At 34.4% G+C, this 12,075-nt stretch carries 15 protein-coding genes and 1 pseudogene; 14 read left to right on the forward strand and 2 right to left on the reverse strand.

Annotated elements, in window-relative coordinates:
• The 6 genes and pseudogenes from QVP35_RS16075 to QVP35_RS16100 all read left to right on the forward strand — a co-directional run.
• Window positions 1-512 (forward strand): annotated as a pseudogene (locus QVP35_RS16075) (hypothetical protein); the annotation flags it as partial.
• Between the two features lie 55 nt (window positions 513-567).
• Entirely contained in the window at window positions 568-837 is a 270-nt protein-coding gene (locus tag QVP35_RS16080) for a hypothetical protein (protein WP_022261450.1), read from the forward strand.
• Entirely contained in the window at window positions 834-1,244 is a 411-nt protein-coding gene (locus QVP35_RS16085) for a hypothetical protein (protein WP_022261451.1), read from the forward strand. Before QVP35_RS16080 ends, QVP35_RS16085 begins: the two co-directional genes overlap by 4 nt.
• A gap of 936 nt (window positions 1,245-2,180) precedes the next feature.
• Entirely contained in the window at window positions 2,181-2,450 is a 270-nt protein-coding gene (locus QVP35_RS16090) for a helix-turn-helix domain-containing protein (RefSeq protein WP_022261453.1), read from the forward strand.
• 2 nt (window positions 2,451-2,452) lie between these two features.
• On the forward strand, window positions 2,453-4,861 hold the full coding sequence (locus tag QVP35_RS16095) for a leucine-rich repeat protein (protein ID WP_022261454.1): 2,409 nt from the start codon (window positions 2,453-2,455) through the stop codon (window positions 4,859-4,861).
• 60 nt (window positions 4,862-4,921) lie between these two features.
• Window positions 4,922-5,266 carry a hypothetical protein gene (locus QVP35_RS16100; RefSeq protein ID WP_022261455.1) on the forward strand — a complete coding sequence of 115 codons (345 nt, stop codon included), beginning with the start codon at window positions 4,922-4,924 and terminating at the stop codon, window positions 5,264-5,266.
• A gap of 187 nt (window positions 5,267-5,453) precedes the next feature.
• On the opposite strand, the gene QVP35_RS16105 is transcribed toward QVP35_RS16100, so the two are convergent.
• The gene (locus tag QVP35_RS16105) at window positions 5,454-5,660 is read right to left on the reverse strand and encodes a helix-turn-helix domain-containing protein (RefSeq protein WP_022261456.1); all 207 of its coding nucleotides are present in this window, start codon (window positions 5,658-5,660) and stop codon (window positions 5,454-5,456) included.
• A 428-nt stretch (window positions 5,661-6,088) separates the two neighbouring features.
• On the opposite strand from QVP35_RS16105, the gene QVP35_RS16110 reads away from it, so the two are divergent.
• The 4 genes from QVP35_RS16110 (at window position 6,089) to QVP35_RS16125 (ending at window position 7,422) form a co-directional block, all read left to right on the forward strand.
• Complete coding sequence (locus tag QVP35_RS16110) at window positions 6,089-6,283, forward strand: hypothetical protein (RefSeq protein WP_022261457.1); 195 nt, start codon at window positions 6,089-6,091, stop codon at window positions 6,281-6,283.
• A gap of 160 nt (window positions 6,284-6,443) precedes the next feature.
• On the forward strand, window positions 6,444-6,632 hold the full coding sequence (locus QVP35_RS16115; protein ID WP_022261458.1) for a hypothetical protein: 189 nt from the start codon (window positions 6,444-6,446) through the stop codon (window positions 6,630-6,632).
• Window positions 6,633-6,959: 327 nt separating this feature from the next.
• Entirely contained in the window at window positions 6,960-7,196 is a 237-nt protein-coding gene (locus QVP35_RS16120) for a hypothetical protein (protein WP_022261459.1), read from the forward strand.
• 16 nt (window positions 7,197-7,212) lie between these two features.
• Entirely contained in the window at window positions 7,213-7,422 is a 210-nt protein-coding gene (locus tag QVP35_RS16125; protein WP_022261460.1) for a hypothetical protein, read from the forward strand.
• On the opposite strand, the gene QVP35_RS16130 is transcribed toward QVP35_RS16125, so the two are convergent.
• Window positions 7,391-8,017 carry a hypothetical protein gene (locus QVP35_RS16130; RefSeq protein WP_022261461.1) on the reverse strand — a complete coding sequence of 209 codons (627 nt, stop codon included), beginning with the start codon at window positions 8,015-8,017 and terminating at the stop codon, window positions 7,391-7,393. The genes QVP35_RS16125 and QVP35_RS16130 overlap by 32 nt on opposite strands.
• Window positions 8,018-8,135: 118 nt before the next feature.
• On the opposite strand from QVP35_RS16130, the gene QVP35_RS16135 reads away from it, so the two are divergent.
• From QVP35_RS16135 to grpE, 4 genes are all read left to right on the forward strand, one after another.
• Window positions 8,136-8,921 (forward strand): hypothetical protein, encoded by a 786-nt coding sequence (locus QVP35_RS16135; protein ID WP_022261462.1) that lies wholly within the window; start codon window positions 8,136-8,138, stop codon window positions 8,919-8,921.
• A gap of 223 nt (window positions 8,922-9,144) precedes the next feature.
• A complete protein-coding gene (locus QVP35_RS16140) occupies window positions 9,145-10,194 on the forward strand; it encodes an IS30 family transposase (RefSeq protein WP_022261463.1) in 1,050 nt (349 codons plus the stop codon).
• Between the two features lie 198 nt (window positions 10,195-10,392).
• Window positions 10,393-11,421: a heat-inducible transcriptional repressor HrcA gene (gene hrcA / locus QVP35_RS16145; RefSeq protein WP_009289868.1), complete on the forward strand. Its 1,029-nt coding sequence runs from the start codon at window positions 10,393-10,395 to the stop codon at window positions 11,419-11,421.
• A 15-nt stretch (window positions 11,422-11,436) separates the two neighbouring features.
• Window positions 11,437-12,012, forward strand: coding sequence for a nucleotide exchange factor GrpE (gene grpE / locus QVP35_RS16150; RefSeq protein WP_009289867.1), 576 nt, complete (start codon window positions 11,437-11,439; stop codon window positions 12,010-12,012).
• Window positions 12,013-12,075: the final 63 nt, after the last annotated feature.

The following is a 12,075-nucleotide window of genomic DNA, read 5'->3' on the forward strand; positions in this document are numbered from 1 at the left end:
ACAGTGCTGGAAATGTGACAGAGAAAAAAGGAATTGTTCATGTGAAGTATAATCATCCTCCAGTGATCAAGGCTCATGATCTTGGCTATTTTGACCAAGAACTGTCTGATGCAGAAAAAGTATTACAGGAAATTCAAAAGAATCCGGTAGTGACGGATAAGGAAGATGATGAACAAGGTAAAAAGCTGGAAGCTGTAATTTGTGATCCTGAAAAGTTTGGAAAGGAAGAAGTGAAAAATCTTCATCGTGGAACGCAGGCAATCATTTATTCAGCGACAGATTCTTTGGGAAAAACAAGTACCTTGAAGGTACAAGTTTACATTGCTGGAAGTAATCCTTATGAAAATGCACCGTTGAGATATAGCCGATTCATTAGTAAGAAATTTTTGAACACGTTGGATGAAAACAGTCGTTGGAGAACGAAAGAAGAGTACAAAGAAGCCTTGGAGACTTCTTTGAATCGGACAGAACCAGTCATGACAGTGGAGTTTCAGTCAGGAAGTACAAACTAGAAAGATGGGGCGGTAAGTTGCCGTCCCTATTTCTTTTATTTTGAGGAGGAGATTTATGAAAAAAGTAGATCGTAAGAAGTTGAATCGTGTGTTGGATGGTTGTTGTTTTGTAATAGACTGTCTTCTTATTTTTTGTTTTAATTTGGTACAGTTGTTCGGAATGGGAATGTATGCGATTGGTGTTGTGTTTTATTCGGCGCATATATCTTTGTGGGGAATTTTGTTTTTAATATTTAACGTAATTGTCATTTGTGTTATGAGATTTTTTGTGGTTAATTATTTGCCATCAAAAAATCACGAAAATAGAGGAGGAAATATAAAATGAATTATCTTGTATTATTTATCATGATAGTAAGTATTTGTTGTACGATGTATGACTTAATAAAAATTTTTTGTATGTGCTTGAGGCAGTTGTTCATAAAAAAGTATCGAACAGAGAATATAGCAAGCGTGATTTTTAATATGATGATGTATGGAATTTTCCTTTTATTTTTTTCTTTCATATTTTTTTTATTGTTAGTAGGTGAATCAGATTTTTCTTTGGGTGAAAACTTAGTGTCAGCAATACTGGTTACTTATATTTATGTGGGTATTTATCGGACTCTTACTGTTTGTCTTCGACCAAGGGAACAAGAGTTTCATAATTTAAAAGAATTTATGAAAATATTTTTTATTGATTTTATTTATGTGCTTGTAGGATTGAATATAAAATTCCATAAAAAAATATGTTAGCAAAAATTATACTTAGTATTGTATCTCTTAAATCTTTATTTTCTAGTAAAGTATAAGGTTTATGGAAGAGCAGAGCAATAAATAAATGAATAAAAATTTTGATATAGTCACGAAGAAGTAGTATTATAGTCGCAATTTGGAACATAAAGTAAAAAAAACACGCTGGTTGTTGTCTGACCATAAAGTCCAGGAACTTCTTAAGAGTGTGTATATTAAGTGAAGTATAAGACTTAGAAGCAACAAGATAGTCACTATAATTGCTAGGTGCAAATAAGTTTAGACTTCCAATAGTGAGAACTGTAATGGAAAAGAGAAAGTAAAATATTAATTATAAGGTTATTGTTGTATATAAATTGTTTTTTATTTGATAAAAGTGTAGTAAGGAAAAACATAAAACAGTACATAAAACAAAAAAATATAGAAAATTTCTATATTGATTAAACCAAAACATAAGCCTTTGCAAGAATATTACTATGTTTAGTAATTATAGTAGAATAATCGTTGTAAATTGAATTTGAAATATTGACTTGTTGTATTTGTGATTGATTGTTGATAATAGGAAGATCATTGGATAATGATTTAATTTGGATAAATAATTGAATAATAGTAGCTAAACTTCCTAATAAAGTAATTATACTTAAAAATGTATTAAAATAATAAAGATTCATAAAATTTTACTCCTTTTCATATGATGTTAAATTTTTTTGATTTAATTGTCAAGAAAAAGTCTTTAACATGGAATAATGAGAAAAAAATACATTAAATGAAATTCCTTAAATGTTTATATGGATAAATCACTTTAATAAGAGATTTATGACTGAAAAATAATATATAATAGAAGAAAAATATATAAATATAATCATTTAAAAAAGAGAAAATAAGATTGACTTTTTTGTATAAATATGATATAATAAAAACAAAAAAGGAATTTTTTATATGATACAATATAAGATAGATGTAATAAAGGAATTAAAGAGAGTAGGCATTAATACCACAGTAGCAAAGAGGACAGGAGTCTTTAGTCAGGTAACAATGCGTAGATTTAAGGAAGGAAATACCGCAATCTCTATTGGAGCATTAAATCGTTTGTGTTGTATTTTGGAGATGCAACCGAGAGACATTTTAAAGTTTGTAGAAACGGATCAAGACCGAGAACAAATCTTGCAAGTGTTAGAAGAATATCGACAGAAAAGAAAAGGAGAATAAGTATGAAAAGATTAGGGGTATATATGTTAGTTTTGTGTATGTTTTTTTCTGTGTTGGTGCCAGTGCAGGTGAAAGCGAATAATAATGATAGGATAACCGTAAATGGATATAGATATGAAATATTGAATGACCATGAGGTTAAACTATGGGATTATTTTTCAGGAGCCGCAGAACATGGTGATGTTACGAATCCTGATATTCCGTCTGAGATTACTTGCGATAATAAAAAATACAAAGTGGTTGAGTTCTATGATTCTGGTAATGTGAATTTGAGAAAGTTAATTCTGCCAGAAGGTATTAGAAGCATTACATTAAATGAGTTTAAAAGCTTTAAAAACTTAGAAGAACTCCATCTTCCAAGCACGTTGGAAAGCATCAATACCGGGTTTTGTTCTAGCATGGCAAATTTGAAAAAGATTGTTTTTGCCGGACAAGAAGGAGATTATGAAAACAATTTTTATCAATTAAAAGATGGAGTACTGATTGATAAGAAGAATAAAGAATTGCTTTGTTATCCTGCGGCGTCTCCGAAGAGAACGGATTATACTGTGCCAGATGGAATAAAAACTGTTGTAAGTGGATGCTTTGCAAATGTAAAAAATTTAGAGAATATCATGATGTCTTCTACGGTCAAAGAAGTATATGGAGGGGCTTTAACTTCTGCAAATATAAAAAGCATTGATTTTAATAATGTAGAGTCATTTGGTGTATCTTCTCTTTTTCGCTCAGAATGTTTTGACAAGTGCAAGAAGCTAGAAACAGTTAAAATGGGTTCTAAAATGAAAACGGGTGGATCGCCGTTTTATGAAAATGATTCACTTAAGAGAATAGAAGTTGCACAAGGAAATCCATATTTTCATACAGAAGATGGAGTTTTATTTGGCAGGACAGATGGAGGAAAAACACTGATTTGCTATCCGGCAGGAAAAACAGAGGATGAATATGTTATTCCAGAGGATACTCAGGTTTTAATGTCTTATTCTTTTAGTATGTGCAACTTAAAAAAACTTGTGGTTCCTAAAGGAGTATCAAAGATTACAGGAGCATTTAATTATGGAGATGCAGGAGAAAGTAAGAATCCAATAGAAATAGATTTTCTAGGGGATACTTTGCCGCAGATGGGTAAATGGAATTTTCAGGATCTGTACAATGGAAGCAAGCTTTTATTTAAAAATCAGAACCTTGTAGATCAATTTAATCAGGGAAACAAGGAAAATCAATATATTTATGCACAGGATCAAACGAAACAGGTGTCCGTATCTGTTTTGCCAAAAGTTACGGCTGAATCCATAACATTAAACCAACATAAAATTTCCGCAGTGATGGATTATCCAAGGGAAAAGGTATGGCATTTAATTGCACGTGTTAATCCATCGCTTTCTACGGATACTGTGAAGTTTGTAAGTAGTAATCCATCTATTGTGACCGTAGATGATTTTGGCGTTGTGAAAGCTGGTAAAAAATTAGGTAGTGCAACGATAACGGCAACGGCTGGGACAAAACAGGATACTTGTACAGTCATAGTAAAAGGAAATATGAATCATACTAATGGTGAAAGTAATGATATAATAATTTCTGCACAAGAAAAAGGGGGCGAAACAGGAAAGCCAGTAGAAGCGTGGCTTTATGTTTATTATGATCGTGAGCTTTTGGTTGAAGGAAAAGATTATACGGTATCATACCGTAATAACATTGGTGGTAAAAATGGAACCTGTAAGGAATTATCAAGGGAAAAAGTGAATGGCGGTTATTGTATTAAAGGGATGGCAACAGTTATTATCACAGGAATTGGCAATTTTACAGGAAAAGCAGAACAGCAATATGAAATAAGCTGGTGGGAATATACCTCTGGCGGCCAAACTCCACAGCCTACACCATCAACTACGGAACAGACGAAACCAACAGTTTCAACGAAACGTAAGATTACTTATGTGTCAAATCCTACTAATGCTACTTATACAGGCAAGAATATTGTGAAAAGTTTGTCTGTTAAGGCAGGAAAGACAAAGCTAAAATTAAATCGGGATTATACGGTTTCTTACAGCAGGAATAAAAGCTGTGGAAAAGCGAAAATGGCAATTCGGGGAAAAGGAAATTATACTGGAAACTATATTAGATACTTTAAGATTTATCCGAAAAAGGCGAAAATCAAGAAGTTAAAAGCTGGAAAGAAAAAAGTAACAGTATATATTTCTAAAAGTCCTGGCGGTGTGTCTGGCTATCAGGTTCGATATTCATCTTACAAGAACTTTAAGAAGTCGAAGTATAAGACGAGTAGAAAAACTTCTTATACGATAAAGGGCCTGAAAAGAAAGAAAAATTGTTATGTGAAAGTGCGGGCCTATAAAATCATAGATGGAAGGAAATATTATGGGTCTTATAGTAGTTACAAGAAAATTAAGGTAAGATAAGTAATAATATTGAAAATTATGCTTAAATATGTTAAAATCTCCCTAAAGGAGGATAAATAAATGAATCTACTTGCTTTATTGTTAAATGCCGAATATGTAAATATGGGATTGACTCGTATTGTAAAAGAAGACTTTGCTTTTGCGGTATTAACGTTCATAGTAACTTGGGGTAATACACAAAGTTTTAAAACAGCCATTATTGCTGCTATTTGTGTGTTTTTGGTTATGTCAATTCTTTGGTTTATTCCAATAATTAATATCATCATGATTTTTTTCTGTTCATTTGCCTGGGCATTTTGCTGTGGTGGTTTTATTGCAGCATTTGATGTGACTGTTGGAATCATAGTTGGTATTATAACTTTTATTAGTTCCGTATGTTTACATATAGCTTGTATTTTTAGTTAATGAAAGTTTAGGGATTATTAGAAGAGTAATATAAGACATATTTAAATAATAAAAAATACTTAGTTTGCACAAACATGTAAACTAAGTATTTTTTTGCTTAAATTTTTATCTAATGAAAATTATGAATTTAGCAGAATAGCAAAGAAAAGGGAACTTGAAAATTTAAGATTTTCTTTAGATGAAAAAATTAAGAGTGTTTTTTATACTCTAAAATGTCGCCTGGCTGACAGTCTAATAGTTCACAGATTTTGTCGAGTACCTTTGCGCTTATGGGTTTCTTTTCTCTTAGGTATTGAATGGAATTTTCTCCAAGAAGTTTTTCTTTGCGTAATCTATTTGTGTTGTATCCTGCCTTTTTTAAAGCATCTAGTACGTCTATTTTGTAAATTAGCATATGATTTTCTCCAATCTTTTTTTTAATCATACATTGAATATTGTGCAAAAGTCAAGAGGAAATGCACAAAAATCTGTGTAAAAAAGAACGAATAATTACACATAATTTTGTGTAAAATACCAATAGACATTACACAGAAAAAGGTGTAATATATAAATATAAAGAAAAGGAAGTTAAGAACTCCACTTCTTAACTCCCTAATCTTTATAGAAAGGAGGTGATACCCTTGAAAGGATATTACACATCCTTTGGATATATGGGGAACGTAAACGGCATTTACATCTTGTTTGCAACAGAAGCCGAATACATCGAACATATCCAAGGATAACTCCAAGGGGTTTGTCGGATAGCCACCGACCGCCCCATTTCAAATAAAATACATATTAATTGTAATGCTGAGAGACTGAGAAGTCAAGGAGGATACGAAGATGAAAAATTTATTTGAAATAACCGGGGAAGAGTTACGTAAGGAATTAGAAGAAGCGTGGTTAAAGTTTGAAAGTAGTTGTTATTTTAAAATGGACGTATATGGCTCTTTAGAAGACGAATATTGTGATAATCCTCAATTAATTTTAGGTTGTGAATGTAAAGAATCAAGCTATTATTTTTTTCAGATTCTTTGATGTTCTTGGAAGCCCACAAATTCATTGGCATTACATAGATGGTTGGGGAGAAATTACATTGGATCGCCTTGTAGAAAAATTAATGTACATCATTAAAAGATATTATCAATAAAATAATCCGACCGGGAGCGGTTTTTCTCCCGGAGAAAGAAGGAAATAAATGAAGTTAAATGAAATTCTTGAATTAGGAGTGATTAATGATAATACAAAAATATCAATTCGTGATAATAATTTACGTTTGATTACATGGGGGAATTGGTATCAGGATAATATTCTAAAGAAAGGAGAACGTGAGGTTGAAAGTTTTGAATGGCGAAACAATGGGGAGTTTTTTATTAAGTTGAAATAAGAGTGTAGTGTTTTTAGTTGAAACTTGTCCTATCGAGTATACGGGGAGAAAGGGAAAACATGAACTTTAAAAAGATGTTTAGATGATATAGGGATCTTGAAATATGAAAAAGTGAAATAGAAGACAAAAGAAGTGTCAAGGGACAAGGCGAAGCCGATACGCCGTAGGGCAACCCTTGACACTTTGAATAAAATAAACTTTCCCGAAGGGAAGCAACCAGAGAGTTGCTTTCCCTGCCTAACGGCGAGTGTTAATAAGGTTAAGGAACTTAGTTCCTTATAGGGGTATGGGGGCAACGCCACCATGAATTGTAAAGGAGTGATGAGCATGAATGATTATAAAGATATACTTTTTAGCGAGTGTTTGGAAGAGATTGATAATCAAAAAGTTCAATTAACTTCTGACGAATACGAAAAATATGCAGAAGAAGTTGTTTCTGATTTAAAACAAAGGAATAAACTTTCAAATTTACGCACAAATTATGGGGTCGAGTGTAAAAAAGCTGGATGGTATTCTGGCTTTTATACTGCAATACAAATTTTAAGAGAATTATTGATTTACTAAAAAAGGAGATGATTATATGACAACACAGTTTTTAAAAGACGCACTTCCAGCATTTCTTACTGCATTTCTTATGGCATGGGGATATTCAGATATAATTCAAGAAAAACATAAACTATCATTTGATAAAACTTTGATAGTTTATATCGGATTACATATAGCACTTTTTGTTCCGCTTTATTGTCTTTCTGTTTTTCTTAGATGGGCAGAAATTTTACCAAGTTACTAAAGAAATAAATAACAATAATCCCAAAGGTTAAATCTAAAACAATTCTTTTTTTGAGGGGGAATTCTTTATCGTTTATTTTTATCAATAAACGTAGGAGATTAGCACAGTAGGATACACAAAAAATAGAAGCAAATAAACCGGCAGAAACTATAACAAAAGGATAATACAAACCAGTGAAATGAACGGGAACGGAATGGATCATTATTCTTGGACTGTAAAGGGAATTATAGATCAATACAGTTAAAAGGATGATAGAGTTTAGATGAAAAAGGACTGCCCCGCCTGATCCAATTATGATGTAATCGTAATCTTTTGAGAACTGCTCAAGGGCTGTTAGAGCGAAAGTAATGGCATGAGTCACTAATAAAAATGCCCAGATGGTTAAGAGGTCTTTTTGTGAGAGATTAAGTTCTGTAAAAAAATTGATGGTAGATTCAGGCAATATCATCTGAATTTTAGAACTAAGTATGTTTTTAATAGTTGCGGCTTCGTTTTGAAATAAGGTTGTAAATATTAAAATTACAATCATAGCTTGAGGAATTTTATAAATCTGTTTTGTAGACCAATAGCTGATTTTTTCAAGAAAAGTAAACATAGGATTCTCCTTACAAAAGTTTAGTTAAATTATACCAGAAGCTATGGTGAAAGAAAAGTGAACGAATAAAGATGTCTTTTGATACAAAAACAAGAATAGAAAGGTGAGGGTGTTCATTATGGTATTAAAAGAATTAGATCAAGAGTTGGTTAATAAGGCGAATAAAAATAGTTCATCAGGGGAAAGGGGATTTTTATCTGAGTCAGAATACAAAACGTATGTAAAAAAAGTATTATCATGGAAAATATCAGATGAAAGAAAAGAAAAAATTCTAAATGAACTATATAAAAAATGGAATGAAAAGCTGAAATATGAAGCACAGCATATATCCAAGAAGGTTGCCGGGCCTGCAAGATATAATGCAAAGCGGATGGATAAATCGGATAAGATTTTTAAGTGTGCTTTAAACATAGCTTACTGGTTTGAGGATGTAGAGAAACAGGTAAGAGATGCTCAAAGGAAAGAAAATGAGGATGTAATTGAACTATATGAAAAAATTAAATTTTGCAGGAAGAATGATTCGTCTTATAATCCTGCAAAAGATTTAGAAAAGTTGGCGTATCGTGAAAATAAGCTGTTTATAAGGCTGTATAAGAGGTTTTATAAACAATATCAATGGAGAAAAAACAGTAACGTGGCTAAATTATATGAGAAATCTCTTGCCGGAGAAATTAAGGAGATTAGAAAAGAGATTTTCTATGAGGATGCTAATATTACTGCTTACACGGAAGGAGATCGGGCATACATAAAGTTTTTAATGTGTCCAAAACGTCAGCTGGTTCTTGCGTTAGGACATCATGGTTGGTGGTGGAATAGCCATCAAAGAGCATGGAGTACCTATACAGAGAAGTTGGACGAAAAATGGGTATCGACAATTAGTACTCGATATGCGCCCTATGTTTAATTTGGGAATAAATGAATATGAATCAATCGAATCTGATTGGGAGAGAGGTTCTTCTGATCAGAAATGTTACTTTGTAAGTTTTTAAATTGTCATATGGAAACAAATATGGGGGAGAGTATTTTCTCTCTCCTTTGTTACATTAGAAAATAGTAGTTAGGCAGGAAATTCTTTGCCAAAAATAATTGGTCAGTGATACAATATTTTTGGGGAAAAGGGGGATATTATGCTTGATTATGCAAGTAACATTGGGGATTTTAGAAAGAACAAACATCTATCGCCAATCGAACGTGGGCAGATAGCGGCCTTGCATGCACAAGGGTATACGCCGTATAGGATAGGAAAATTATTAGGTCGTGCAAGTAATACAATAAGAAATGAGTTAAAAAGAGGTTCTACAATAAGCGTGGATAAGGGAAACTATAAAAAAATACGATATTTCCCTGAGCGTGGACAAATAGCATATGAAAATAATAGAAAGCGTTGTAGACAAGATTACAAGGCGTTTAAGTGCGAAAAATTTATTAAATATGTAGAGAGTAAGGTATTAGAAGAAAAACGCTCGTTAGATTCTATTTATGGTCGTGTACTGAAACAAGGGTATTTTAAAAAGGAAGAAGTAGTGTGCACAAAAACGCTCTACAATTATGTAGAAGCAGGTGTTATAAAAGTTAAAAATATTGATTTGCCAGAAAAAGTGAAACGACGCACAAAAAAGAAGACCTATTCAAAGCGTTATAAACGAACGGATGGGAGAAGTATAGAAGAAAGAGCAGAACAGATTAATAATAGAGAAGAGTTTGGACATTGGGAGATTGACCTGGTGATCGGAAAGAAAGATAAAGAGGACAATGTTCTGTTGACTCTTACAGAGCGGAAAACACGAAAAGAAATTATACGTAAGATTGAGGGCAAGACCATAGAAGCCGTACAAGAGTGTTTGGATCAGATTATAAAAGAGGTTCCTAGGGAAGCACTGAAAAGTATTACGTCTGATAATGGACAAGAATTTGCACGTTTATATAATATAGAAGAAAAGGGGATTAAGGTGTACTATGCGCATCCTTATTCCTCTTATGAAAGAGGGCAAAATGAGAATACAAATGGTATTATTCGCCGCTTTATTCCGAAGGGAATGGAAATCAAAAAATTTAGTGATGAGAAATTAAAGAAGATTGAGAAGTGGATCAATACGATGCCACGGAGAAATCTGGGATATTCTACGGCAGAGGAATTGTATCAGGAGGAGGTGGAGAATCTCGAGATATGTGCATAATGTATATATCTTGCGTTTGTATTTGTTAAAAGTAACTAAAATGAAGAAAAATGCAAAATAGTTCAATTTGGTATTGCAATCCGCCAATTTTAAAAAAAATAATAGGAGGGGTTGACAATGAAATTTAAAAGTGATAACTTATGTTATAGATATTAGCACTCGTTTAAGATGAGTGCTAATAATGAAAGGAAAGATACCATGGATTTAAATGATCGTAAAAGACTAATACTAAAAGCGATTATAGCAAATTATCTGGAGACCGGGGAACCCGTTGGTTCCAGGACGATTTCCAAGATGGAGGGACTGAACTTAAGTTCCGCAACGATCCGCAATGAAATGGCGGACCTTGAGGATCTGGGATTCATTCTGCAGCCGCACACGTCGGCCGGGCGGATACCTTCGGATCTGGGATATCGTTTTTATGTGGACCAGCTGATGCAGGATCGGGAGTCGGACGAAGAAGAACGGCTGGAGCTTGTCAAGAAAGTTGACAAGATGGAAGTGATGCTGAAGCAGGTTGCCAATGTCCTGGCGTCCAGTACGAATTATGCGACGATGGTATCTGCCCCTCAGTACAAAAATACAAAGCTCAAGTTTGTGCAGCTTTCCCAGGTGGATGAGTACAGTCTGCTGGCGGTTATCGTGGCAGACGGCAATGTCGTAAAAAACCAGATCATGGACGTGGAAAAACCACTGGCAAATGACGAAGTCCTGAAACTGAACGTATTATTAAACTCCTTTCTCCAGGGGCTGACTCTGAAGGAAATCAACCTGGAGCTGATCCAGACGATGAAGGATCAGGCTGGAATCCACAGCCAGATACTGGAAAAGATTTTGGAGGAGATCGCAGTCGTTATCCACAATGCGGACCAGCTGGAGATTTATACGGGAGGTGCTTCCAATATCTTAAAGTATCCCGAGCTTGGCTCGCCGGAGACAGCTACCGAGCTTTTAGATGCTTTAGTGGAAAAGAAGGCACTGAACAAGCTGGTGGGCGACACATTGGAAAGTGATGACCACCACGGAATTCAGGTTTACATCGGAGATGAGGCGCCGGTGAAGAACATGAGGGACTGCAGCATTGTGACAGCCACTTATGAACTGGAGGAAGGCGGAACCGGAACAATCGGGATTATTGGTCCGAAACGGATGGATTACAAGAGGGTTGTGAAGACACTCCAGAATCTGACGGATGAGATCAACGATCTGTTCAAGAAAAAACCATAGGAGGGAAGGTGCATTATGGGAGAAGAGAAAAAAGTTCAGGAAGAAGAAATGAAAGAAAATACAGCCACAGAAGAAAAAGAGACCCAAAAAACAAAAGAGGCTAAGAAGACAGACAAGAAGGCATCGAAAAAGCAGAAAGCGGATGATCTGATAAAGGAAAAAGACCAGCAGATCGGTGAGCTGACCGATAAGTATCAGCGTCTCATGGCAGAGTTTGAGAATGTTAGAAAGCGGACGGCCAAAGAGTTTGTCCAGAGATATGACATGGGAGCCATGGGAGTTTTAGAAAAGCTTCTGCCGGTAGTCGACAACTTTGAGAGGGGACTTCAGGCCGTGGCAGAGGAAGAAAAAGATTCTCCATTTGTTCAGGGCATCGAACAGATTTATAAGCAGCTTATGGGAACTCTCGATGAACTGGGAGTAAAGGCCATGGATGCCGAGGGCAAAGAGTTCGACGCCAATCTCCACAATGCGGTGATGCACGTGGAAGACGAAGAAGCCGGAGAAAATGTAGTGGTCGAAGAGCTTCAAAAAGGATATATGTATAAAGAAAGCGTACTTCGGCACAGTATGGTAAAAGTAGCGAACTAAATGTAAGACACTTGAGGAAATCAAGCGAAAGCATTGGAAATATAGAAAGATTTATTTTAGGAG

The sequence above is a fragment of the Anaerostipes sp. CAG:276 genome, from assembly GCF_000432215.1.
Lineage (GTDB): Bacteria > Bacillota > Clostridia > Lachnospirales > Lachnospiraceae > Anaerostipes > Anaerostipes caccae.